We start from the raw sequence: 24084 nt of genomic DNA, 5'->3' as shown, positions 1-24084 counted from the left end.
TATGATTCAGCAGAAATGATAAGACGGCACAAAACCGACCTCGAAACCACGCTCGTTTAAGGTCGCTCAATCTATCCGCTTTCTTTCATGCATTTGATACTATTTCAAAATCATCGCAAATTACTATCACTGAGCGATTAGTTTCAATTAACTACAAGTTTTTAGTAGTATTTCATTGACAGCTGGCAATCTGTCCTTAACTAGCTCATCATTGTTGATCGGCAACATAAAGGGACGGAAAATGCGTAAAATTGGATTTTGCCTGATTGCTTTGATGGCGATCTCGGGATGTACTTCAACTGAAAAAGACGTCAGCATTGGCACAGTAGCAGGTGCTGCAATTGGTGGAATTGCCGGCGGTGGCCGCGGCGCACTTATCGGTGCTGGTGCTGGTGCTGTAGGTGGCTTGCTGGTGCGCAATCTTCGCAATGGAAATTGTCAATACCGCAACAGCAAGGGCCATATTTACACGGCTCGTTGTCGCTAAGTTTAGTCAGGCGGGCATAAAGCCCGCCTTTCTTTTATCCCACATGCAGACCGGGGGCTTCCTGTCCGGTGCTTTCAACATATTCAGTATAACCGCCACCATATTGCTGAATGCCATCCGGTGTGAGTTCGAGCACGCGGTTGGAAAGTGCGGACAAAAAGCGGCGATCATGCGATACGAAAAGCATGGTGCCTTCATAGGCTGACAGCGCTTTGATCAGCATTTCCTTGGTGTCGAGATCCAGATGGTTCGTTGGCTCATCAAGTACGAGGAAGTTCGGCGGATCAAACAACATCGCCGCCATAACCAGACGGGCTTTCTCACCACCGGAAAGAACGCGACATTTCTTCTCAATGTCATCGCCCGAAAAGCCAAAGCAACCCGCAAGCGCACGCAGAGGTGCCTGCCCAGCTTTTGGAAAGCGCTGTTCCAGCCATTCAAGAATAGTGCTGTCACCATCCAGAATGTCCATGGCGTGCTGCGCGAAATAGCCGAGCTTTACGCTGGCACCAAGATTGACAATGCCCTGATCGGGTTCTGTCGTGCCGGTAACAAGCTTGAGAAGCGTTGACTTGCCAGCACCATTGACGCCCATGATGCACCAGCGTTCACGACGGCGGACCATAAAGTCCAGTCCGTCATATATGGTGCGGCTGCCATAAGACTTGTTCACGCCCTTGAGGCTAACCACATCTTCGCCGGATCTTGGCGCAGGCAGAAAGTCAAAGGCGACTGTCTGACGACGACGCGGTGGTTCCACGCGGTCGATTTTCTCAAGCTTTTTCACGCGGCTCTGCACCTGAGATGCATGGGATGCGCGTGCTTTAAAGCGTTCGATGAACTTGATTTCCTTGGCAAGCATGGCCTGCTGGCGTTCAAACTGTGCCTGCTGCTGCTTCTCATTGAGTGCACGCTGGCCTTCATAGAAGGCATAATCGCCGGAATAGCTTGTGAGCGAGCCTCCGTCGATTTCAATAATCTTGGTTACAATACGGTTCATGAACTCGCGATCATGCGAGGTCATCAGCAATGCGCCGTCATAGTTTTTGAGGAAGGATTCGAGCCAGATCAGGCTTTCAAGATCAAGGTGGTTGCTTGGTTCGTCAAGCAGCATAACGTCAGGACGCATGAGAAGAATGCGGGCAAGCGCCACGCGCATTTTCCAGCCGCCGGACAATTTGCCGACATCGCCGTCCATCATTTCCTGACTGAAGCTAAGACCGGCCAGCACTTCACGCGCACGACCGTCCAAACCATAACCATCAAGCTCTTCGTAACGCGCCTGCACTTCGCCATAGCGTTCGATAATTGCATCCATCTCATCAAGACGATCAGGATCGCACATGGCGCTTTCGAGTTCGCGCAGTTCGGCAGCAACAACGCTGACCGGCCCTGCCCCGTCCATAACTTCGGCGACAGCTGAACGTCCGCCCATTTCACCAACATTCTGGTTGAAATAGCCGATTGTCACGCCTTTTTCGACATTGACCTGCCCTTCATCGGGCAGTTCTTCGCCGGTGACCATACGGAAAAGCGTGGTTTTACCCGCACCATTTGGTCCAACCAGACCGATCTTCTCACCGCGATTCAACGCAGCAGAGGATTCGATGAAGAGGATACGATGGCTGTTAGACTTGCTGATATTATCGATGCGGATCATGGTCGTGGGAGGCCTTGTGAAAACGTGGCCTCCCTATGGCATGGCTTGTCCGCGCTGTCACGGGGCACAATGCCGATTAGCTCCGTTAAGGAATATGATGCAGCCATTCTTTGGTTGCGAATTTTTCTTCAACGAGCTTTTCAGCGGCAGCAAACTCTTCAGGAGTGATCGCTCCACTTACACCGCCATTCAGCGACACGAACATATCTTTCATGCGGTCTATAACTTCGCGGCGTGGCAAGCCTGTCTGGCTTCGAACTGGATCAACACGCTTGGCGGCACTCGCAGTACCTTTGTCTGAAAGCTTTTCCCGGCCAATGCGCAGCACTTTCACCATCTTTTCCGCATCCATGTCATAAGCCATCGTGACATGGTGCAGAACGGTTCCACCTGAATAGCGCTTTTGCGCTGCTCCACCGATCTTGCCTTTTGAGCTCGAAATATCGTTGAGCGGCTTATAGAAGGCGTCGATACCCAGAGAATTAAGCGATTTCAGCACCCATTCATCCAGAAATGCGTAAGAGTCGGCAAAGCTCATGTCACGGACAAGTTCACCCGGCGCATAGAGTGAATAGGTGATCGAGTTGCCCGGTTCTACAAACATTGCACCGCCGCCCGTGACACGGCGTACTGTCTCGACGCCCATTTCTTCAGTCGCTTCCATGTCAACTTCGTTACGCAGCGACTGGAAAGCACCGATGATAATCGATGGGCGCTCCCACTCCCAGAAACGCAAAGTGGGCGCGCGGCGTCCAGCTGCAACTTCGCGCGCCAGAACTTCATCTACCGCCAAATGCATTGTGGGCGTTAGCGGTGGAATATCGATAATCTGCCATTCATAGTCGCGCCACGTCCGCGCCACACCAAGCGCACGGCGAACAGCAATTGCAACGGCTTCAGGGCTGAAACCAATCATGAACGCATCAGGACGCAGTCCTTTGCGCACGGCGTCAGCGATCTCCTCGGCAGATGCAGTTGCTGGTAAGCCGTTCAAAGCATCGCGAATATCATCAAGGGCCTCAGCCGGTTCTAAGAAAAAATCACCTGCAACCTGAACCTGGTGCAGTTTATTATCTAGAACCTCCAGATCGAGAACAACCAGCTTACCACCGTGGACCTTATATTCACCATGCATTTTCATACGACCTTGCTGACGAGAAACATCTGGGCGCACTCTTGCGGATTCAAGGCAAAAAGGGAACTACGACACTGCCAATTTATGACATTTACGCTCAGATAAACGATAACTGCATCAAATTAAGATCATTAAAGACGTGGAGAGCCGTTCATTCTATATTCAATGTCTACCACGTATAGAATTAAGCATATTAACGCTCAAACAATGGTGTTCACCATGACAGCTTTTCTGTCTAACAAACTCAGCCTGATAGCAGGCGCATCAGCTTTCATCGCATCCATGTATATGCTTGCGCCAGCACCCGCAGAAGCGGCGCGTTTGCAACGCTGCGCTTCTGAAAAGGGTATTTGCCAATTACCTTACCCCACCGAAGTAGTTTATGGGGCTAATGGGCAAGCCACTTCAATGTTTGTAGACCGACCAGAAGTTCGTTGCTCGAATCAAGTTTTTGGCGATCCCGCACCCGGCAAAAGTAAAACATGCTCTTTTGTTGTCCGTGAACGCTATGAAGACAGACGGGATGACCGCCGCAATGATTGGCGCGACAACCGCCGCGATGACCGCCGGAACGATTGGCGTGACGACCGTCGTGATGATAGGCGCGGTGACTGGCAGCGATGTGCAAAAGAAAATGGTTTCTGCGATTTTTACGGCCGCAAAACCGTGCGTTACGGCGCGAAAGGTCGTTTTGTAGAACGCGTTGTCCGTGATGGCGTACGATGCGACAACCGTACATTCGGTGATCCAGCACGCGGTCAAGATAAAGCGTGCTACATTCAGAACTAAAACGAAAGGCGGGCAAAATGCCCGCCTTTTTATGAATAGTGTTCTATGCAACAGCTATTTAAAGTGCAGCCAATCGCGTTTCAGCTGTTTTGTCAGATGCCTTCTGCATTCCTGAATCGCGATCATAAACGTCGTTATAGAAACGCACCTTACCGCTCGCATCCGGCCAGGCGGTGAAATAAGCGATGTAGACGGGCACTGGATTGGCAACCTTAATGCCGCGCTCATCCTTGCCGAAATATTTTCCAAGCTCATCAACCTGCTTGCCAAGCACGGCGGCTGCCATATCACGCGGACGTTCTAAGCGAATGCAACCATGACTCAGCGCACGCATATCACGGCTGAAATAAGCTTTCGCCGGAGTATCATGCATGTAAATGTCATGCGCATTCGGGAACAGAATCTTCAATTCGCCCAATGCATTGTCGAGGCTTGGCTTCTGGCGAATACCCACATGTGCCTTACCTGCAGCAACAGCGCTCCAATTCACAGCACTTGCCGAAACCTTCTTACCACCGACATAGACTTCATAGCCATTGCGGTCGAGATAGCTGGTATCACGCATGACCTTTGGCAGCATTTCATTCAGAATAATCGAACGTGGCACCCCCCATGAAGGATTGAAAACAACGGTCTGAACCTTGTTATAAAAGAAATAGGTCTGATGTGTCGGCGAACCGATCACCACATTCATCGCCAATTTTTCTTTGCCATCTTCAAAATATTCTGCACGATAAGACGGCTGATTGACCATCACATAGCGCGAACCAAAATCATGTGGCAGCCAGCGAAGGCGCTCCATCGAATAGAGGATGCGATCACGCTTCACCGAACTCTGCTCACCTTGAAGGGCTGCAATCGTGTTCTTCCCGATGATGCCGTCCGGGGTGCTACCTGACAGTTTCTGATAATCCTTAATTGCCGCCGCAAGCTCCGGATCATAAATGGTTGCATCGGCATGTGCCTGTAACACATCACGATGCTCAGTCATGTATTTTTCAGGTGCGTGACGCGTAATAAGCGCAACAACCTTACCAAGCCCATCATTGGTATCACCCGGACGGATAGCCTTATCGAGCGAGATGCGGATTGGCTCTCTGGATGGTGCCTGCGTGTTCGCAAGTTCACGCTTCAACGTGGCATAAGCTTCGTTATTTGGCTGGAAGCTTTTCAAATAAGCAACCGGATCGCTTTCAGCGGCGAGCTTTTCAAGAACAGCTTTTGGATCAACGCGGTTTCGCGGAAGATCATAAAAGCCACTCAACCTATCTGCAACGATCCGTCCTTCGCCCGCATCAATTGCATAACGCAAAGCGCGCGCCGACATTTTAATTTCAAAGTCAGCGAGCTTCTGCTGATGTTCTGAAAGCTGTGTCACGTCGAAGTGTTCACCGGGAATAGCAACCGCATATTCTTCCGGGTTGAGACCATCTTCATCAGACTGAGCGAAGAAAGCCGCAACGTCCCGCGCTTTATCGAGCGCCTTGTTATCAGCAGACCAGATGAAACTACGCTGTTGCGAATAGAAGCTCACGATTGCTTCTGCGATCTGCTTCTCAGCCTGCACATCTGTTGTCTTCAGATAATCAGAAGTAGCATCGAATGCTAATTCGCCCCGCGTCTCGTTAGTCCTCTTAACCGGACCAATCGGTGACATACCCGAAGTCAGCGGATCAACCGACGACGGTTCAACAGCAGCAGTCACCTGCATATCGAGAGCGCTGAAATCAACTTTGATCAGTGCGTCGGGCTTGTAATTGTAAATCTGCGGACCTTTGACAGTCACGCGCTGCGCTGGCGGTACGGTGGCCCGTGGGATAGAAACGGTCTTTGTGCCGCTCTGCGCAGGCGTAGCAGGTATAGCCTGAACAGGTGGCTGAACTGGCTGAGCCTGTTGCTGACGACGCTGCTGGAAAAGCTCCAGCAAAGAATTTGCGGCCTGTGCCTGTGTGGCCGTGAAGAGTGTCGACGCTGCTAACGCAACTGCCAATGCACTACGAACATAAGGACCGCTTTTGCGATGATTATTCGTGTCGCGATAAAACTCTCTGGAGAACTGCATTCCAACCGCCAATTCAGTGCGACCACCTTTGAGTGAGGCCGCGTCAATCTTTGCCCATAGAATTGATGAATCTCGTATAGAATCTTTTAACGTTAACGCATCTTCCTATTTTTTTTTGCCAGGCTCCATCAATTTTTATTGAAAAGCGATTTCTCGGATACACTTTCGCGCGCTGTTTTCTGCGAGGTTGCGCAAAGTGCCGCAGTGGATTTCATCCCGCATCGCGTTACAAGCCCGACAGTTTATATACGGGCAAGCAAGCGAGGTACCACAATGGCAGAAGCAAGCGCCGCCAATCTCTTCCCTTTGGGCGAAGATAAGACCCCTTATCGCAAATTGACGTCTGACTATGTTTCTGTTGACACATTTAAGGGACAGGAAATTCTGAGCGTTGACGCTGAAGGATTGCGCATTCTGTCGGAAGCTGCCTTTGCAGATATCAACCACCTGCTGCGTCCCGGTCATTTGCAACAGCTCGCAAATATTATGAAAGACCCTGAAGCCACCGATAATGACCGCTTCGTGGCCTATGACCTCCTGAAAAATGCGAATATCGCCGCTGGTGGCGTCCTGCCTATGTGCCAAGATACCGGTACGGCGATTATTATGGGTAAAAAAGGCCGTCGCGTCTGGACCGAAGGCGGCGATGCCGATGCGCTCGGCGCTGGTGTTCTTGATGCTTATAACAAGAAAAACCTGCGCTATTCGCAGCTTGCGCCGCTCTCAATGTTCGAGGAAAAAAACACCAAGAACAATTTGCCCGCGCAAATCGACATTTATGAAGAAGGCGAAGACGCCTATAAATTCCTGTTTGTTGCCAAGGGCGGCGGTTCGGCAAATAAGACGTTTCTGTTTCAGGGCACGCCGTCGCTGATGACCCATGACCGGCTAATTGAGTTTCTGAAAGACAAGATTCTCAGCCTCGGCACTGCCGCCTGCCCGCCTTACCATCTGGCGATTGTTATCGGCGGCACATCTGCCGAAATGAACCTCAAGACCGTCAAGCTCGCGTCTACGCGTTATCTTGATGAACTCCCGACACACGGTTCGGAAACAGGTCATGCGTTCCGCGACCTTGAAATGGAAGCAGAAATTCACAAGCTGACGCAGTCGCTCGGCGTAGGCGCACAGTTTGGTGGCAAATACTTCTGCCATGATGTGCGTGTTATCCGCCTGCCCCGCCACGGTGCCTCACTGCCAATCGGTCTTGGTGTTTCCTGCTCGGCAGATCGTCAAGCAAAGGGTAAGATCACCAAAGAAGGCATCTTCCTTGAGAAGCTTGAAACCAATCCAGCGCAATATATGCCAGAGATTGACGAGGAAAAGCTGTCATCGCATGTGGTCAAAATCGACCTTAATCAGCCGATGGAAGACATTCTAAAGGAACTGTCGAAACACCCGGTCAAAACCCAGCTTTCTCTGACTGGATCGATTATCGTTGCACGCGATCTGGCGCATGCAAAGATCCGCGAGCGTCTGGAAAACGGCGAATCTATGCCGGATTATTTCAAGAACCATCCGATCTATTATGCTGGCCCAGCCAAGACACCAACCGGTTATGCTTCGGGTTCATTTGGCCCAACGACCGCTGGCCGTATGGATTCATACGTCGATCAGTTCCAGTCATTCGGCGGATCGATGGTGATGCTGGCAAAGGGCAATCGCTCGCGACAAGTTCGCGAAGCTTGCGGCAAGCATGGTGGCTTTTATCTCGGCTCCATTGGTGGACCTGCCGCCCGCCTTGCTCAGGATTGCATCAAGAAAGTTGAAGTCGTTGAATATCCAGAGCTAGGCATGGAAGCCATCTGGCGTATTGAAGTGGTTGATTTCCCGGCCTTCATCGTCATTGACGACAAGGGCAATGACTTCTTCAAAGAACTCAATCTAGGGTAATGTGAAGGGCGGGAAACCGCCCTTTTCTTCATCTGGGATCGCGTTTCAGACCTTTTTCAGCAAGCTCATCCAGATAGGTTTGCCAGAGCGTTTCTTTCTCTGTGCCTAACTTATGGAGATAGGTCCACGAGAACAGGCCCGTGTCGTGCATGTCGTCAAAGGTAATACGAACGGCATAATTACCCACCGGGTCCATCCGCATGATTTCGACATTGCGTTTGCCGCCAACGGTCACGCGCTGTTCCGGCGAATGGCCTTGCACTTCGGCAGAAGGCGACAAAACCCGCAATAATTCCGCCGTCAGTTCAAAGCGTTCGCCACCGTCAAAAGCCACCGTCAAAAGCTTGCGATCCTTTGAGACACGCAGTTCAGTGGGCCAGACATCACTCATATTCATTCTCCGTCGCTTCGAAAGCGTATGTTTCTTCAATAAACATGCCGTCCATTAGCGTCTATTCTTATTATTCGCATTTTGTTGAAGGTGGTTTGATTGAACACGAACTGGACAAACTTAAAGCGGAAAACTATCTCTATTCATAATTAGCGAGCAAACTTCGCGACACATGGGAACATATGGCAAATATTACGCAACGGCTCTTTCAACTGCCTGATGTTTCTCCGAATGGACCGATGATCGATCCGTTTGGACGCGCGGTTACCTATTTGCGTGTTTCTGTTACCGATCGTTGCGATTTCCGCTGCACCTATTGCATGGCAGAGCATATGACCTTTCTGCCGAAGAAAGACCTGCTCACACTCGAAGAACTCGACCGGATTTGCAGCGCCTTTATCGCTAAGGGCGTGCGCAAGTTGCGCCTGACTGGCGGTGAGCCGCTGGTCCGCAAAAATATCATGCACCTCATTCGCGGTCTTTCGAGGCATTTGCAAACTGGCGCGCTGGATGAGCTGACACTCACCACCAACGGGTCTCAACTTGCCCGCTATGCAGATGAATTGGCTGACTGTGGTGTGAAGCGCATCAATGTTTCCATCGATACTCTTGATCCGGAAAAGTTCCGCACGATCACCCGCTGGGGCGACGTCAATCGGGTTATTGAAGGAATTGATGCGGCGCAAAAAGCCGGCATCCGTGTCAAAATCAATGCAGTCGCGCTCAAAGAATTCAATGAGTTTGAAATACCAGAGCTGATCCGCTGGGCGCATAGCCGCGACATGGACATGACGCTCATTGAAACAATGCCGATGGGAGAAATCGAAGTTGACCGGACAGATCAATATCTTCCGCTCTCAAAGCTCCGTGCTGATCTTAGCCAGCAATTCACGCTCTCTGATATTCCTTATCAAACTGGTGGGCCTGCCCGTTATGTAAAGATTGCTGAAACGGGTGGTCGTCTTGGCTTCATCACTCCGCTGACGCATAACTTCTGTGAGAGCTGTAATCGCGTGCGTCTCACCTGTACGGGCATGCTTTATATGTGTCTTGGTCAGAATGATGAGGCCGATCTTCGTGCTGCGGTGCGTGCGAGCGAAAGCGATGGCGTGCTCAATGACGCGATTGATGAAGCTATCTCACGCAAGCCCAAAGGCCATGATTTCATTATTGATCGTGACCACAACCGCCCAGCGGTTGCACGTCATATGAGCCTCACGGGCGGATAAATAATTTGAATACGTTCACAACAAGTATCGATTGGACCGAATCCAAACGATAAGCTAGCGATATGAAACCATAAACCGGATTTCATATTGTGCCGCAGTCAGCAAATTTTCGTGCAAGCATGTTTATGCTTCTCGCCATGGGTACATTTACCATCGGCGATTCCATAACTAAATATTTGCTCGTCCATATGAACAGCGGTCAGTACATGTTTCTTCGTGGAATATTTGCCACGATAGCCATCGGGTTGCTGGCATGGCGCAACGGAGCGTTTCGCAACCTCTCACTCGATCCAATGACGATGCTTCGTGTGCTGGGCGAAGTGTTGGCGACAATCACTTATATCTACTCACTCGGCCACCTTTCTCAGGCATTCTGTTCAGCAGTTTTTCAGGTAACGCCGCTCGTTGTAACACTCGGCGCAGTGCTGTTCCTTAGTGAAAAAGTCGGCTGGCAGCGCTGGATGTGTATCTCAGTAGGACTTATCGGAGTCATTATAATTATCCGTCCCGGTGCAGACAGTGCCACTGACCTTGCAGTGGTTGGCGTTCTCTTATCCAGCGTATGCTTTACGGCCATGCGCGATATTGCAACGCGACGGATTCCAGCCAATATCCCGACGCTTTATCTCTCGACACTCACCGCCGGATCTATAATGATCACAGGCGGCGCGCTGATCGAGCCAATGGGTGGCTGGCAACCCGTTGGTCTTGAACCAATTATTCTGATGGCTTTAGCCGCAGGGCTTTTGCTGGTTGGCTATCACTTTATCATCATGGCAATGCGGGAAGGTGAAATCTCATTTGTGTCGCCATTCCGTTATTCGAGCCTGCTGTGGGCGATAATGCTAAGCACCGTCGTTTTCAATCAGGCACCAGATTCCTATACAATCGCCGGGTCGGTTCTTGTGGTAGGAAGTGGAATTTACATGGTCTACCGCGAAAACATCCGTAAAAAACGCGAACAGAAACTGCGTAAGCTGGAAACCATTTAATGCCTAAAGCAATGCAGATCGCAGGCGCTATTATTGCTGGAGGACAATCCAGTCGCATGCGTGCAGATGGCATTGCTCGTGATAAATTCCTGCAATTGCTGGGTTCTAAGTCAATTCTGGAACGGGTGGCCGCTCAGCTTTCACCACAGGTCGATCACCTGTTTATCAATACAAACACCGACAAGAGTGACCTTCCTGACTTGAGCTTACCGATAATTGCCGATGTTCAATCGCATTATGGCGGGCCGCTTATCGGCCTAAAAACGGCGTTCGAATACGCACAGAATTATTCATTTGTGCTCAGCGTTACCGGAGATTGCCCCTTCATTCCGTCCGACCTGATGGCGCGCCTCTATGAACGCCAACAAAAAAACGATGCGCGCATTGTTATGGCAAGTTCCAAGGGCCGGGTTCATCCAATTTTCGCTCTTTGGAAGCCAGATCTCCTACAGCCATTAAATGCGTGGTTGCAGCACACTGAAAAAGCCAGTGTACTGGCTTTCGCGCGAACCATCGGGTTTGAGACAGTTGATTTCCCGCTCCAAGCATTGCCGAAGACCACCGAAACCTTCGATCCATTTTTCAACATCAACACAGCCGAAGACCTGCACAACGCAAGAAAGCTCTATGAGGCGCTGCAATGACCGAAGCAAACATTGTTACCAAGAAAATATTCGGCATCACAGGTTGGAAAAACTCAGGTAAAACAACGCTCACTGAAAAGCTTGTGCAGGAATTTACCAAGCGCGGCTTCAATATCTCGACCGTGAAACACGCGCACCACAACTTCGACATTGATCACGTCGGCACAGATTCGTGGCGTCACAGAAACGCCGGTGCCGGTGAAGTGGCAATCGTCTCATCTGCGCGTTACGCGATCATGCATGAAAATCTGGGCGAAAAAGAACCTTCACTGGAAGAGATTGTCGCAAAACTCTCACCCTGTGATCTGATTCTCGTAGAAGGCTATAAACGCGAATCTCATTACAAAATTGAGCTGCGGCGTTCGGGCGGACATGAAGGTCCAGCACTTTCGGACGACGACCCAACCATCGTTGCTATCGCCAGTGATCACATCAACCACGACGCTAAATTACCCGTGTTTAATTTGGACGCGATTGCAGATATTGCAGACTTCGTGCAGCAAGTCATGAAGCTGTGAGGATTTCACTTATTTTTTCAGATTTGGTAGTGCTAAAATTGGAAACATTGCCATAAAACGCAAAAATCCCTTTTAAACCGCTATTCAACATGCACAATTAAATTACGTGGACCGTCTTGCAATCCACCGGGAATTGGTGGGATTATCAGCTTCTGGGTAGATGATTGGGCATTTACAAGAAAAAATATTGCGCGTTGTTATCTCCAGCATCTATTTGTAGTGAATGAGGGATCACTGTCAGACCTGCTAATGATAAACATGTCGACAGCATCCTTTTAAGCGGCTGAACCAGAAAAAGAATCAGGGAACCAGCCACAACGAAACGAGAGGACTAAGAATGCGCGTTATTCAGCGTATAGCTGCAGCAGCATCCGTTGCAGCACTTGCAATCACATTCGGCAGCATGACCGCCGGTATTGCCAATGCTCAGGAACCCCTGAAGCTTAAAATTGGTACGGAAGGTGCTTACCCTCCATTCAACTTCATCAAGCCAGATGGCACACTTTCGGGCTTCGACGTTGATATCGCCAAAGCGCTTTGCGACGAAATGAAAGCGGAATGTGAATTCGTTACGCAGGAATGGGACGGCGCGATCCCTGCCCTCCAGTCTGGCAAGTTTGATGCCTTCATTGCATCCATGTCAATCACTGACGAACGCAAGAAGCAGGTCGATTTCTCGAACAAATATTACAACACACCTCCCGGTGTTGCAGCGCCTAAGGACACCGACATCAAGGGCGTGACCAAGGAAGATCTCGCTGGCAAGACAATTGGCGTTCAGGTTTCGACCACGCATTCCAACTATTCTGAAAAGACCTTCACAGACAGCACAATCAAGGCTTATCCAACGGCGGAAGAATATCGCCTTGATCTGGCAAACGGTCGTCTTGATGCCGTTAACGACGATAGCGTGACCTTGGCTGAATGGCTAAAGTCGCCAGATGGCGCTTGCTGTAAGATGGTTGGCACCTTCCCGCCAGTGATTGAAATTCACGGTCCAGGTGCAGGCGTTGCCTTCAAAAAAGGAAACCCTGAGCTGATTGCAAAGTTTAATGACGCGATCAAGGCAATCCGCACGAACGGTAAATACAAAGAAATCAACGACAAATACTTTGATTTCGATGCATATGGTGCAGAAAACTAAGATAATTTAACTTTTATGCGCCGGTTTACTCCCAAGTAAACCGGCGCGACTATTTGGACTGTTCATAAATTTCAAGATCTGTAAAAGGCGCGAAGCCGCGACTTTAAAACAGGCGTAGCAAACAGATCCAAGGGAAGAGATTAGGCGCATGGAACATTACGCCACCTTATTGAGCTTTGGTCCGGAAGGATGGGGCCGAAGCATCGCCTGGGGACTTCTCGTCACCATTTCGCTTGCTCTGGCTACATTACCGCTAGGATTAGTTCTGGGATTTCTGGTTGCGATCGGAAAGCAATCCTCAGAACCCTCAATGCGACTTGCAAGCAATATTTACACGACCATTTTTCGCGGACTGCCAGAGCTTCTGACGCTGTTCTTGGTCTATTTTGGTGCTTCGCTTCTGCTTCAACAGTTGCTCGCTTATTTCGACATCAGCGCGAGAATTGAAATCAATGCGTTCGTGGCGGGTATGATCGCGCTGGGTTTTGTTTTTTCGTCTTATTCCAGTGAAGTCTTCCTATCTGCATTCCGTGCCATTCCGCGTGGACAATATGAAGGTGGCTATGCTGTAGGTCTTTCGCATTGGCAAACAATGCGCAAAGTCATCCTGCCGCAGCTCATCAAGATTGCTTTGCCCGGTCTCGCCAATCTCTGGCTTGTGCTCCTGAAAGACACCTCGCTGGTATCAGTCATTACGCTCTCCGACATTCTGCGTCAGACCTCGATTGCAGCGCGTGTAACGAAAGAGCCGTTCCTGTTCTTTGGCGTCGCTTGTCTGTTGTATCTCGCTCTTGCGATCATCTCCTCTTACTTCATCAACCGTATCGCTCGTTGGGCGGATGCCGGTAACAACGCATCGCGAGGAGCTTGATCATGAGTAATACCGCTCCATCAAACGTCGCAGAAGTGATTGCACCACCGCCAGTTGTGCGCACATGGACACGGACCCGCATTGCAGGTCATATCATTGTTGCAATATGGGCATTGCTCTTCATAGGCTTGGCACTCTACCTCTACAATACATGGCGCATCGATCTTTTCGAGACATACGGACCACGCTATTGGTCTGGCCTGCTCGTGACATTACAATTGGTTGCGGTTTCGATTGTGATTGGTGCGCTCTTATCGCTGCCAATCACCGCCGCGCGAATGTCAAAAAACCGTTGGCTGCGAAGTCTCGCGTTTGGCTATGTCTATTTCTTCCGTGGTACGCCGCTTCTGGCTCAGACCTTTCTGATCTATTATGGCTTTGGCACATTCCGGCCCTTCCTTGAGAGCATCGGTCTGTGGGTGTTTTTCCGCGATGCGTGGAACTGTGCGATCCTTGCCTTTTCACTCAACACAGCTGCTTATCAGGCAGAAATCCTGCGCGGCGCCATTCAAAGTGTAGCACTCGGCCAATGGGAAGGTGCTGCTGCCCTTGGTATCTCAAAGCGTGTCACCTTTTGGAAGGTCATTCTTCCACAAGCTTTGATTGTTGCACTTCGCCCTTATGGCAATGAGATCATTCTGATGATCAAGGGGTCGGCAATCGTTGCGATCATCACGGTCCTCGACCTGATGGGCGAAACACGCCGCGCTTATTCACGGACCTTCGACTTCCAGACCTATATCTGGGCGGCGGTTATCTACTTGCTTATCGTCGAGTGTTTGCGACACATCTGGGATTTCCTCGAAAGACGATTAACCAGACATTTGGTCCGCTAAATTAAAGAATAAAAGAAAACTAATCGCCCCCGGTAGCCTTGCAGCCACCGGGGGCGATCTGCTTTAAATGCACGGCTGATCTAAAGCGTCATGAACGCAATTCCATAGTAAGATGACAGGCCAAAAATGCTAAAAATCTGGGGTCGAATTAATTCAACCAACGTAAAAAAGGCGCTTTGGGCAGCCGAAGAACTTGGTCTCGCATACGAACAGATCGACGTCGGCGGGCAGTTTGGCGGGTTGCAGAATACCGATTTTCTAGCCCGTAATCCCAATGGACTCATTCCGCTTTTGGAAGATGGTGACACCACACTCTGGGAATCAAACGTCATCGTGCGTTATCTGGCGGCAAGCAACCCCAATGGTGGATTGTGGATCGAAAACCCAGCGCAGCGCGCTCAGGCGGAGAAGTGGATGGATTGGGCTTCGACGACGCTTTACAACGATTTTCGTGACATCATCATGCACCTGATCCGTTTGCCTGAAGACAAGCGTGATCCGGCGATTTTGCAGCGCGGTATTGATGGGCTTACGCGATCATTCAAAATTGTGGAGGAAATGCTTTCCACTCAACCATGGCTCTCAGGCGAAGCTTTTGGAATCGGTGATATACCGCTTGGCTGCTATGCCTATGCATGGTTCGAATTTCCGATGACGCGTCCTTCTTTGCCGCATTTTGAAGAATGGTATCAGCGCCTTACGCAACGCGATGCCTATCGCAAAGCCGTGATGACACCCCTCACCTGATCGCGACACTTTCATCCCTATTTCTAAGCATACAAATCCCCTCTGGAGGTATCAGACAATGACAGCAATTAAAGTGGCTTTTCTCGGCCTCGGCGTGATGGGCTATCCAATGGCTGGCCATCTGAAAGTTAAGGGCGGCTACGATGTCACCGTCTTCAATCGCACAGGTGCGAAAGCTGTCAAATGGGCTGAGCAATTCGGTGGCAAACATGCAGCTACTCCCGCTGAAGCTGCGCGTGATGCTGACTTTATATTCTGCTGCGTGGGCAATGATGATGATCTGCGTCAGGTAACAACGGGTCCAGATGGTGCTTTCTCAACAATGAAGAAAGATGCCGTGTTCATCGATAACACAACGGCTTCAGCTGAAGTTGCGCGTGAACTCGATGCGGAAGCTCAAAAGCGTGGCTTTCATTTCATTGATGCCCCGGTTTCGGGTGGACAGGCCGGCGCTGAAAATGGCGTCTTGACCGTGATGGTTGGCGCATCCGAAAGTGTATTTGAACGCGCGAAGCCTATCATTGAAGCTTACGCCCGTTCCGTAGGACTGATGGGGCCTGTTGGTTCAGGTCAGCTTGCAAAAATGGTCAATCAGATATGCATTGCGGGTCTGGTACAGGGACTTTCTGAAGGCATTCATTTTGGCAAGAAAGCTGGCCTTGATATCGAAAAGCTGATCGGCGTTATTTCTAAGGGCGCAGCAGGCTCATGGCAGATGGAAAATCGCCACAGCACTATGAATGAAAGCAAATATGAGTTCGGTTTTGCCGTTGACTGGATGCGCAAAGATCTTGGCATTTGCCTTGATGAAGCTGATCGAAACGGGGCATCACTGCCCGTAACGGCCCTTGTCGACCAGTTTTATAAGGAAGTGCAGAACATTGGCGGTGGCCGATGGGATACGTCATCTCTGCTAGCACGCCTCGAAAAGTAGTCTGCAGTCCAAAACGCGAAAAGCCCGGCAATGCCGGGCTTTTCTTTTTACGATTCCAAGATCAAAATTTGACTTTAGCAGTCAGTGACAATGCCCCAACAAAGTCATTGCCAAAGTCGCCTTTAGAACCACTAGGGTTTGCCACACCATTGATAACCGTGTCATCCATTTCGCCAGACGTCAGCCAACCTGCCGCACCAGCCAGGCGAACTTCGAAATTATCGGTCGCCTTATAATTGGTGCCAAGGCCAAACAGCCAAATATCGGTTTGTGATGTAAGACCTGTGGTGGTGCCACGATCCCAAGTCACAGTTCCGGCCGCCGACCATTGCTCGTTGAACTTGTGACCAATACCGCCACTCACTGTCCAGCCGTCCTGATAGTACATATTCAAATTGGTAATGTTTGCTCCCTTCGGAACCACCCTACCTGGTACAACTTGAACATTGGTGGACGCATTGAATGAAACACGTTCAATACTCGACCAGTCCGTCCATTTAATCGAACCAAAAGCCAGCCAATCAGGAGCTATGCCTGTCTGGAGCTTAAGCTCTACAGATTGCGGTGTCGCGACATCACTTTCAACCGGAATGGAAATAGCCTGATTGGTAAAAGGATTTACGGCGAGGTTGTCGATAGAGCCCGACAAATTGTATTTTACTTCTGACTGGTAAACTAAACTCGCTCGAATTGCATATTCAGGGAGTTCATAGGCAGCACCCAGGCGCCATCCGACAGCTTTGTCTTCTACATCAAGTGAAGCAATGCGACGTCCGCCAGGAAATGGGAAGTTAGTCGGGTTATTAAGCGGACTGATCCCAGGAATCATACGTGTCTGTTCACCCTTCAATTCCTGATAGCTCACACCACCAAGAATTCGAAAGAAGCCTTTTTCACCCGCTGAAAAACGGTACGAACAGTTCAAACCATAATCGTTTGATGAAATTTTCTGCTCAATCGCCGTGTACATTCGAACTGTATCAGTTCCGACGTCCGTATGAATGCCCCAAGGTTGACGATATTGGGCGGAGCATGCCAAATCATCTGTCAGATCGACTTTAGCCGAAAACTTAGGCACCCAATAACCTTTAGCCTCATCGACTTCTGTCGAATATGGCTGGTTCGTAACTGGATTGATACCACCAGTTCCATAAGGCGCGGGTAACGTTCCTACCGCGGAACCACGTATGTTCTTCAACTTACGCTGTGGAGATACAAAAGTACCCGTCGTATCAATGACAGTACCCTGCTCAAACAGAATATCAAAATCCTGCGAACTGCGCTCGAAGCCACCCGCATGTGCGCTGACCGCACTCCCCAGCAGAGCAGTGGCTATACCGGCGATTTTCAGGCTCTTAACCTTCATAAAATGTCCTCCCAAACACAATGTAGCGATCCCGATAATTTTTACTTTGACGCAAACGTAAATCAGGAATGTTTAAACCCGCAAGGTGCTTTAATTTATGTGTGATTGGGTAGCGAAACATGGATATGACGAAAATCCCAAAATGATAGGTACAATTTCTAAAACTTCTAAACTTCTAAGCTGACTTCACAAAATTTAAGCCGTTTTTCGCCGTTTTTCGGCCCAATTATCGTCTTGTTGCCAAAGCGCAACAACGTCAAAAAACAATCGAAACGCTGGTTCGATGAGTGCTAAAGTCTAAAAAACGCGATCCGAATACAACTCCAATAAATAAAGCATCCGCTGATGAAACCAGCGGATGCTTATGATTCGCGCAAAACCTGAAGCGGTTTTTAATTATCCGGCTTCACGAATACGTGCTTCAGCGGTCGCAACACGGGCAGCTGCTTCTTTCAGTTCGGCCAAACGCTCACGATCAGCCTTAACGACTTCTTCTTTTGCGTTCGCCACGAACTTTTCGTTTGAAAGCTTCTTCTCGATCTTTTCCATTTCAGCAGCGATTTTGCCTGCTTCCTTGGCCATGCGAGCAGCTTCGGCTTTGAGGTCAATCAAACTGCCTAAAGGCAAGCAGATTGTTGCTTCTCCATGGACGAGCTGAGCGGAGCCTTTTGGAGCTTCTTCAGCGAACGAAATTGTCTCAACGCGTGCCAAACGCTTGATTGCAGCATCGTGGCGCGCGAAACGATCAAGAGTTGCAGCATTAGCTTCAAGAACAACAATTGGAGCCACTGCACCGGCTGGAACATTCATTTCCGCACGAACGGAACGAATGCCCATAACGAGATCGACCAGCCAGTTGATGTCGGTCGCAGATTCTTCGTCCGCGAACGACAATTGCGGCCACTCTGCCAAAGCGAGAACCGTATCGCGCTTTGTGCCCTCACCTGCGGTCAGCGTCCAGAGCTCCTCGGTCATGAATGGCATGAATGGATGCAGCATCTTGTAGATTTCATCCAAACAATAAGCAGCGGTGGCCTGGGCTTCTGTCTTAGCAAGCTCATCTTCGCCCATGAAGATCGGCTTGAGTAGTTCCAGATACCAATCGCAGAACTGGTTCCAGACAAAGCGATAGGCAGCACTTGCCGCTTCGTTGAAACGGTAGTTAGCAATGCCGTCAGTCACTGCGCTGGTTGCCTTGGTGAGTTCTGTCAGAATCCAACGATTGACTGCAAGCTTGGCATCGTCCGGTTTGAAGTTCGGATCAAGCCTAACGCCATTCATCTGCGCAAAACGGGTCGCATTCCAGAGCTTGGTGCCGAAATTACGATAGCCAGCAATACGCGCTGGATCGAGCTTCACGTCGCGCCCCTGAGCCGCCATGATGGCAAGCGTGAAGCGAAGAGCATCCGCGCCATATTCATCCATCAACTCAAGCGGATCGATAACGTTGCCCTTGGATTTCGACATTTTCGCGCCGTGCTTATCGCGCACGAGCGCATGGAGATAAACCGTGTGGAACGGAATCTCTTCCATGACATGCATGCCCATCATCATCATGCGGGCAACCCAGAAGAACAGAATATCGAAGCCTGTTACCAGAACACTGGTTGGGTAATAAGCTGCAAGTTCCGGCGTCTTGTCCGGCCAGCCAAGTGTCGAGAATGGCCAAAGACCCGACGAAAACCAGGTATCCAGAACGTCGCTATCGCGTTCCAAAGCAACCTCTTTGCCGTAATGTGCAAGAGCCGCAGCCTTGGCTTCCTCTTCGCTCTTTTCAACAAACCACTCGCCATCTGGTCCATACCATGCCGGGATCTGATGACCCCACCAAAGCTGACGCGAAACGCACCAAGGCTGAATATTTTCCATCCACTCGAAATAGGTTTTTTCCCAGTTCTTCGGCACGATCTGCGTGCGACCATCGCGAACCGCAGCCATGGCAGGCTTTGCGAGTTCGGCTGCATTCACATACCACTGATCGGTCAGATATGGTTCAATCGGCACGCCGCCGCGATCACCATGTGGGACCGCATGTGTGTGATCTTCGATCTTTTCCAGATAGCCCTGCTCTTCAAGCGTTTCGACCAGACGCTTGCGCGCTGCAAAACGATCCAGACCCTCAAACTCTTTGATGAGTGCAGTGAGCTCGTGTGTAAGTTCCAGACCTTCAAGGAAATCAACGTTGTCTTTCAGCGTGATCGCCGCTTCTGGGGTCAGAATATTGATCACACGCAGATCATTGCGCTTGCCAACCTCAAAATCATTGAAGTCATGGGCAGGTGTGATCTTGACTGCACCCGAGCCTGCTTCTGGATCAGCATAATCATCTGCTACAATCGGAATACGGCGCCCAACGAGCGGCAGCACGATATTGTTGCCGATGGATGCATGATAACGCTCATCCTTCGGATTAACCGCAACGCCAGTATCGCCCAGCATCGTTTCGGGACGCGTTGTAGCGACAACGATAAAGGTGTGCGGGTTTTCAGGGTCGAAAGGCACGTTTTCCAGCGGATAACGCAGATGCCAAAGATGCCCCTTAATTTCACGGGACTCGACTTCGATATCAGAAATTGCGGTCAGCAGCTTGGGGTCCCAGTTGACCAGACGCTTGTCGCGATAAATCAGTCCCTGCTTGTGAAGCGAAACAAACACTTCCAGAACGGCGCGCGACAGACCTTCATCCATGGTGAAACGCTCACGCGACCAGTCGCATGATGCACCAAGACGACGAAGCTGATTAGAGATCAGCCCACCCGATTCCGACTTCCACTGCCAAATACGCTCAATGAACTTTTCACGGCCCATAGCATGACGGTTTGGCTCTTTGCGTTCAGCAAGCTGACGCTCAACAACCATCTGCGTTGCAATGCCCGCGTGGTCCATACCCGGTTGCCAAAGAACATTCTTGCCGCGCATACGCTCAAAACGGACCATAATGTCCTGAATCGTATTGTTGAGCGCGTGGCCCATATGCAGCGATCCGGTCACGTTCGGCGGAGGAATGACAACGGCAAATGGATCAGCGCCAGGCTTTGCACCTGCACCCGCTTTAAATGCGCCAGCCTCTTCCCAGCGTTCAGCGATTTTCGGCTCAACAGCCGCGGCGTCATAAGTCTTTTCAAGCATGGAACTATCCGGTCTGAATACGGAATGAATTGATTGACGGCTGAATAGCAACTAACAGCCAACAAATCACCCTAAAAGTGAAAACCCGCCTGCGAGACAGACGGGTCAAATGGTCCAATCTGGCACTTATCTATCAGCGTTCGCCACGCACCACACGTTCGATTTCTTCTCGAACAAGACGTTCAACGAGTGGCGGCAAATTGGTATCAAGCCAGTTTTGCAACATTGGGCGAAGTATCTCAGAAGCAATATCATCGAACGACCGGCGCGGCTCTAAGTGAACGGCGTGGTTCAAATCCTGAAACGCCGCTGATACTTTCCGCTCAGTACCCTCAGACAAAATATGATCTGTGCTGCTAGGTTTCAAGTTAACAGGCTCTTCCTTCGCAATAGTCGGTGCTTCTGCTGGCACGACAGCTACCTGCTCAGTCTGCGCTATATTCAACTCGCTGGCAATCTGCGTTTCAAGCGATGGCGCACTGTTTAACTCGGCGACAGGTTCTGAAACTTCGCTGAAATTATCATCGTTCTGAGCATTCAGAACGAAAAAATCTTCATCGTCTTCTTCAGTTTCCTCATCTGCAACCGGCACGTCAAGAGCAGGCTCGGAAACGGCGCCGCGCAACACTGGTTCTTCCTTGAAGACGACAGGTTTCAAAACAGGCTTTTCTTCTGCTTTCGGTGCCGCATCCTGAATATGAGTAGGCGCCCGGAACTTAGCTACATCACTACGCGCTTGAAAAGCGGACGCAGCAGGCATCGGATGACGTGAAACATCGCTGTCTTCAATAATCCGGCGAATGGAGGCGAGTATCTCTTCCATTGACGGTTCGCGTGCTGCGCTCGATGTTTGTGCCATAGCTGTCCGTCTTTCCCTTATTGCCAATAACTCACTCAGGCAGAGAATCATTGGTTCAAGGGTATCGGACATGCAGCGCTTTGAGAATCCCTGCACAGGCAAGTGTATTCCAAACCCACAGCTTTATCATTTTATTAAGAATTGATGCGCGACGCACGAATCAAACAAAAACGGCGCCAATGGCGCCGTTTTCAAAACTCTATGTCGATCAATTACCGACCATCAGGTGTACGCAGACCAAACCACTTGTCCTTAACAGCATTGTAGTGCTCTTCAGGCTTATACTGCGCAACCTGCAACTGCATGTCCTGCGCTGTCATACGACCGCTTGCAGCAAGAAGCGCATAGCTTGCGACGATTGAATCAGCTTCAGCCTGAACGAGCGCAATCTGGATAGTGACCAGACTATTCTGCGCATTCAAAACATCAAGCGTTGTACGCTGGCCAACTTTACGTTCTTCAATCACGCCGTCCAGAGCCAGCTGCGATGCAGAGATGCCATCACGGTTTGCCTTGACAGAAGCACGAGCAGATTCGAGCTGCGACCATGCCGAACCAATTGCCTGACGCACCTGATCCTGAATGACGTCGACTTCAATTCGTGCCTGTCCAAGCTGTTCTTTAGCCTGACGGACCTGAGCTGATGAGCGACCACCAGTATAAATCGGAATGCTTACGCCTAAGCCCACAGATGCCGAATTGCCATCACCAACACTCGTACCTGCATAGGTATCAAGATGACTCGCGCTTGCGGTCAAGCCAACGGTCGGCAACAAAGCACCTTCCTTAGCCTTGACGTTATAACCCTGCGCGTTAACTGCATATTGTGTAGCGAGAATGCCCGGATGAATATTAACCGCATTCGAATAAGCAGAATCTGGGCTCTTTGGCAGATTTCTAGCGGCAGGCGCCACCGCAAGCCTGTCTGGCTGCGTGCCAACAACTTGAACGAAAGAAGCTTCCGCCGACTTTACATCAGCACGCGCTGAATTGAGAGCGGCGATTGCTGTCGAGCGCTGTGCTTCTGACTGCGCAACATCCGTACGGGTGCCTTCACCAACATCAAGGCGCGCACGCGAGGCACGGACCTGCTCATTCATGGCAGCAAGGTTTTTTTCACGCAGAACAGCGATTTGCCGGAACTGATAAACATTCATATAGGCCTGAACAGCCGCAAAAAGTGTATTCTGTTCAGTATTACGGAGGTTTTCACGTTGCGCAAAAACGGTTGTTTCAGCGGCAGCTACATTATTCTTTGTTTGAAAACCATCGAACAACATCTGATTGAGTTCAATGCCATAGGTGCCAGTCGTCCGATAACCCGATGTCGGCGCTTTGCTGCGTCCAACATTGTAAGAGCCTGTCACCTGAGGGCGGTAACCCGACTTTGCAATCGCAACGTTTTCGTCTTCGATGCGAACGCCTGCGCGTGAAGAGTTCAAGGTTGAATTGTTCTTATAGGCTTTAACGAGCGCGCCGTTAAGCGTTTCCGACAAAGCAGCCTGACCCGATAAAACGGTGCCAGACAGGAGTATTGCCGCCGCCATAAGTCCTTTGCACGCTTTGAACACCGTATACCTCATATAAGAACAAACGAATCTCTAATCGAACCGATCAGTTCGGAAGGACTTAATAACGTGTAAATTTCGTTATTTCCATCTTTCCGCAGCCACTATCACAAACAATTTTAGTAGGGTTGCAGAATTGTCCCACGCACCAAATCAGAATTCGAACTGCTCAATACGCTCAAAGCCAGGCAGAGGACGAACTGCCGTATTGAAAACGCTACGACCGGAAGCCGTGCCATTTTCTTTTACGTAAAGTCGCGCAACTCCGGCATTTCCACGCCCTTCAACGACAACCAGACGGCCACCCTCTTTGAGCTGATTGAAAAGTACTTCGGGTACAAAATCAACTGCGCCTTCGATGAAAATCACGTCGTAAGGTGCTTCAGAAGCATAACCTGTATTCAAATCACCTGAAACGATCACAACATTGTCATGGCCGAGTTCCTGCAAACGAGCCGTTGCAACAGCCGCCAACGCGGAATCACTCTCCAAGCCAATGACCGATCCCGCAAGTTCTGAAAAGATTGCCGAAGAATAGCCCGTAGCGCAACCAATATCGAGAACGACGTCGTTTTTGTTCACCTTGGCAAGCTGTACGAGCTTAGCAAAAGGCGATGGCTCCATGATGTAGCGCGGTGCTTTACCTTCGCTCTCAAGCAGCTGATCTTCATCAATGTAAGCAAGAACCTGACGGTTTGCCGGAACAAAAGCTTCGCGTGGAACAGCCAGAAAAGCGTCAATGACGCTCAGGTCTGTTACATCCGTCGTACGGATCTGATTGTCGACCATCTTTGTGCGAAGATCTTGATAATCGGCTGACATAGCCATGC

At 50.2% G+C, this 24084-nt stretch carries 21 protein-coding genes; 12 read left to right on the top strand and 9 right to left on the bottom strand.

Annotation, left to right across the window (positions count from 1 at the left end; genetic code table 11):
• The first annotated feature begins 241 nt into the window (after window positions 1–241).
• Entirely contained in the window at window positions 242–487 is a 246-nt protein-coding gene (locus tag WH356_RS02510) for a YMGG-like glycine zipper-containing protein (RefSeq protein WP_339508582.1), read from the top strand.
• Between the two features lie 34 nt (window positions 488–521).
• On the opposite strand, the gene abc-f is transcribed toward WH356_RS02510, so the two are convergent.
• Window positions 522–2147 carry a ribosomal protection-like ABC-F family protein gene (gene abc-f, locus WH356_RS02505; RefSeq protein WP_339508580.1) on the bottom strand — a complete coding sequence of 542 codons (1626 nt, stop codon included), beginning with the start codon at window positions 2145–2147 and terminating at the stop codon, window positions 522–524.
• A gap of 85 nt (window positions 2148–2232) precedes the next feature.
• Window positions 2233–3288, bottom strand: coding sequence for a lipoate--protein ligase family protein (locus WH356_RS02500; protein ID WP_339508578.1), 1056 nt, complete (start codon window positions 3286–3288; stop codon window positions 2233–2235).
• Window positions 3289–3501: 213 nt separating this feature from the next.
• Between WH356_RS02500 and WH356_RS02495 the strand changes: the two genes are divergently transcribed.
• Window positions 3502–4071 carry a hypothetical protein gene (locus WH356_RS02495; protein WP_339508577.1) on the top strand — a complete coding sequence of 190 codons (570 nt, stop codon included), beginning with the start codon at window positions 3502–3504 and terminating at the stop codon, window positions 4069–4071.
• A gap of 58 nt (window positions 4072–4129) precedes the next feature.
• Here WH356_RS02495 and WH356_RS02490 read toward each other — a convergent pair whose 3' ends face one another.
• On the bottom strand, window positions 4130–6133 hold the full coding sequence (locus WH356_RS02490; RefSeq protein ID WP_339508575.1) for a L,D-transpeptidase family protein: 2004 nt from the start codon (window positions 6131–6133) through the stop codon (window positions 4130–4132).
• A gap of 273 nt (window positions 6134–6406) precedes the next feature.
• Between WH356_RS02490 and WH356_RS02485 the strand changes: the two genes are divergently transcribed.
• On the top strand, window positions 6407–8026 hold the full coding sequence (locus WH356_RS02485; RefSeq protein WP_339508574.1) for a fumarate hydratase: 1620 nt from the start codon (window positions 6407–6409) through the stop codon (window positions 8024–8026).
• A gap of 28 nt (window positions 8027–8054) precedes the next feature.
• Here the strand turns inward: WH356_RS02485 and WH356_RS02480 are convergent, their stop codons facing one another.
• On the bottom strand, window positions 8055–8417 hold the full coding sequence (locus WH356_RS02480; RefSeq protein WP_339508572.1) for a DUF971 domain-containing protein: 363 nt from the start codon (window positions 8415–8417) through the stop codon (window positions 8055–8057).
• 182 nt (window positions 8418–8599) lie between these two features.
• Here WH356_RS02480 and moaA point away from each other — a divergent pair, with 182 nt between their 5' ends.
• From moaA to WH356_RS02435, 9 genes are all read left to right on the top strand, one after another.
• Entirely contained in the window at window positions 8600–9646 is a 1047-nt protein-coding gene (gene moaA, locus WH356_RS02475; protein WP_339508571.1) for a GTP 3',8-cyclase MoaA, read from the top strand.
• Window positions 9647–9771: 125 nt separating this feature from the next.
• On the top strand, window positions 9772–10638 hold the full coding sequence (locus WH356_RS02470; RefSeq protein WP_421565388.1) for a DMT family transporter: 867 nt from the start codon (window positions 9772–9774) through the stop codon (window positions 10636–10638).
• Window positions 10639–10649: 11 nt separating this feature from the next.
• Window positions 10650–11282, top strand: a complete 633-nt coding sequence (gene mobA / locus WH356_RS02465) for a molybdenum cofactor guanylyltransferase MobA (RefSeq protein WP_339508567.1) — start codon at window positions 10650–10652, stop codon at window positions 11280–11282.
• Complete coding sequence (gene mobB, locus WH356_RS02460) at window positions 11279–11800, top strand: molybdopterin-guanine dinucleotide biosynthesis protein B (protein ID WP_339508566.1); 522 nt, start codon at window positions 11279–11281, stop codon at window positions 11798–11800. Before mobA ends, mobB begins: the two co-directional genes overlap by 4 nt.
• Before the next feature lie 337 nt (window positions 11801–12137).
• Window positions 12138–12944 carry an ABC transporter substrate-binding protein gene (locus tag WH356_RS02455; protein WP_339508565.1) on the top strand — a complete coding sequence of 269 codons (807 nt, stop codon included), beginning with the start codon at window positions 12138–12140 and terminating at the stop codon, window positions 12942–12944.
• Window positions 12945–13092: 148 nt separating this feature from the next.
• Window positions 13093–13815, top strand: a complete 723-nt coding sequence (locus WH356_RS02450; protein WP_339508563.1) for an ABC transporter permease — start codon at window positions 13093–13095, stop codon at window positions 13813–13815.
• A 2-nt stretch (window positions 13816–13817) separates the two neighbouring features.
• Window positions 13818–14651 carry an ABC transporter permease gene (locus WH356_RS02445; protein ID WP_339508561.1) on the top strand — a complete coding sequence of 278 codons (834 nt, stop codon included), beginning with the start codon at window positions 13818–13820 and terminating at the stop codon, window positions 14649–14651.
• A 126-nt stretch (window positions 14652–14777) separates the two neighbouring features.
• Window positions 14778–15398 (top strand): glutathione S-transferase family protein, encoded by a 621-nt coding sequence (locus WH356_RS02440; RefSeq protein ID WP_339508560.1) that lies wholly within the window; start codon window positions 14778–14780, stop codon window positions 15396–15398.
• Between the two features lie 58 nt (window positions 15399–15456).
• Window positions 15457–16332: an NAD(P)-dependent oxidoreductase gene (locus WH356_RS02435; RefSeq protein ID WP_339508559.1), complete on the top strand. Its 876-nt coding sequence runs from the start codon at window positions 15457–15459 to the stop codon at window positions 16330–16332.
• A gap of 61 nt (window positions 16333–16393) precedes the next feature.
• Here WH356_RS02435 and WH356_RS02430 read toward each other — a convergent pair whose 3' ends face one another.
• The 5 genes from WH356_RS02430 to WH356_RS02410 all read right to left on the bottom strand — a co-directional run bounded on the left by WH356_RS02430 (window position 16394) and on the right by WH356_RS02410 (window position 24076).
• Complete coding sequence (locus WH356_RS02430) at window positions 16394–17698, bottom strand: OmpP1/FadL family transporter (protein ID WP_339508558.1); 1305 nt, start codon at window positions 17696–17698, stop codon at window positions 16394–16396.
• Between the two features lie 396 nt (window positions 17699–18094).
• Window positions 18095–20827, bottom strand: coding sequence for a valine--tRNA ligase (locus WH356_RS02425; RefSeq protein WP_339508556.1), 2733 nt, complete (start codon window positions 20825–20827; stop codon window positions 18095–18097).
• A 133-nt stretch (window positions 20828–20960) separates the two neighbouring features.
• Window positions 20961–21686 (bottom strand): PopZ family protein, encoded by a 726-nt coding sequence (locus WH356_RS02420; protein WP_339508554.1) that lies wholly within the window; start codon window positions 21684–21686, stop codon window positions 20961–20963.
• A gap of 212 nt (window positions 21687–21898) precedes the next feature.
• Entirely contained in the window at window positions 21899–23269 is a 1371-nt protein-coding gene (locus WH356_RS02415) for a TolC family outer membrane protein (RefSeq protein ID WP_339508552.1), read from the bottom strand.
• 138 nt (window positions 23270–23407) lie between these two features.
• Window positions 23408–24076, bottom strand: a complete 669-nt coding sequence (locus tag WH356_RS02410) for a protein-L-isoaspartate O-methyltransferase family protein (protein ID WP_339508925.1) — start codon at window positions 24074–24076, stop codon at window positions 23408–23410.
• Between the last annotated feature and the right edge of the window lie 8 nt (window positions 24077–24084).

It is taken from the genome of Ochrobactrum sp. MYb379, assembly GCF_037479515.1.
Classification (GTDB): Bacteria; Pseudomonadota; Alphaproteobacteria; order Rhizobiales; family Rhizobiaceae; genus Brucella.
The sequence above is the reverse complement of the archived record's forward strand: the minus strand, read 5'-3'. Positions and strand labels throughout refer to the sequence as shown.

Coding starts and splice junctions, on each gene's coding strand:
- WH356_RS02455 (WP_339508565.1), top strand. CDS start 12,138: ATGCGCGTTATTCAGCGTATAGCTGCAGCAGCATCCGTTGCAGCACTT.
- WH356_RS02415 (WP_339508552.1), bottom strand. CDS start 23,269: ATGAGGTATACGGTGTTCAAAGCGTGCAAAGGACTTATGGCGGCGGCA.
- WH356_RS02495 (WP_339508577.1), top strand. CDS start 3,502: ATGACAGCTTTTCTGTCTAACAAACTCAGCCTGATAGCAGGCGCATCA.
- WH356_RS02490 (WP_339508575.1), bottom strand. CDS start 6,133: ATGCAGTTCTCCAGAGAGTTTTATCGCGACACGAATAATCATCGCAAA.
- WH356_RS02445 (WP_339508561.1), top strand. CDS start 13,818: ATGAGTAATACCGCTCCATCAAACGTCGCAGAAGTGATTGCACCACCG.
- WH356_RS02420 (WP_339508554.1), bottom strand. CDS start 21,686: ATGGCACAAACATCGAGCGCAGCACGCGAACCGTCAATGGAAGAGATA.
- WH356_RS02510 (WP_339508582.1), top strand. CDS start 242: ATGCGTAAAATTGGATTTTGCCTGATTGCTTTGATGGCGATCTCGGGA.
- mobA (WP_339508567.1), top strand. CDS start 10,650: ATGCAGATCGCAGGCGCTATTATTGCTGGAGGACAATCCAGTCGCATG.
- WH356_RS02440 (WP_339508560.1), top strand. CDS start 14,778: ATGCTAAAAATCTGGGGTCGAATTAATTCAACCAACGTAAAAAAGGCG.
- abc-f (WP_339508580.1), bottom strand. CDS start 2,147: ATGATCCGCATCGATAATATCAGCAAGTCTAACAGCCATCGTATCCTC.
- WH356_RS02410 (WP_339508925.1), bottom strand. CDS start 24,076: ATGTCAGCCGATTATCAAGATCTTCGCACAAAGATGGTCGACAATCAG.
- moaA (WP_339508571.1), top strand. CDS start 8,600: ATGGCAAATATTACGCAACGGCTCTTTCAACTGCCTGATGTTTCTCCG.
- WH356_RS02425 (WP_339508556.1), bottom strand. CDS start 20,827: ATGCTTGAAAAGACTTATGACGCCGCGGCTGTTGAGCCGAAAATCGCT.
- WH356_RS02430 (WP_339508558.1), bottom strand. CDS start 17,698: ATGAAGGTTAAGAGCCTGAAAATCGCCGGTATAGCCACTGCTCTGCTG.
- WH356_RS02435 (WP_339508559.1), top strand. CDS start 15,457: ATGACAGCAATTAAAGTGGCTTTTCTCGGCCTCGGCGTGATGGGCTAT.
- WH356_RS02450 (WP_339508563.1), top strand. CDS start 13,093: ATGGAACATTACGCCACCTTATTGAGCTTTGGTCCGGAAGGATGGGGC.
- mobB (WP_339508566.1), top strand. CDS start 11,279: ATGACCGAAGCAAACATTGTTACCAAGAAAATATTCGGCATCACAGGT.
- WH356_RS02480 (WP_339508572.1), bottom strand. CDS start 8,417: ATGAGTGATGTCTGGCCCACTGAACTGCGTGTCTCAAAGGATCGCAAG.
- WH356_RS02470 (WP_421565388.1), top strand. CDS start 9,772: ATGCTTCTCGCCATGGGTACATTTACCATCGGCGATTCCATAACTAAA.
- WH356_RS02500 (WP_339508578.1), bottom strand. CDS start 3,288: ATGAAAATGCATGGTGAATATAAGGTCCACGGTGGTAAGCTGGTTGTT.
- WH356_RS02485 (WP_339508574.1), top strand. CDS start 6,407: ATGGCAGAAGCAAGCGCCGCCAATCTCTTCCCTTTGGGCGAAGATAAG.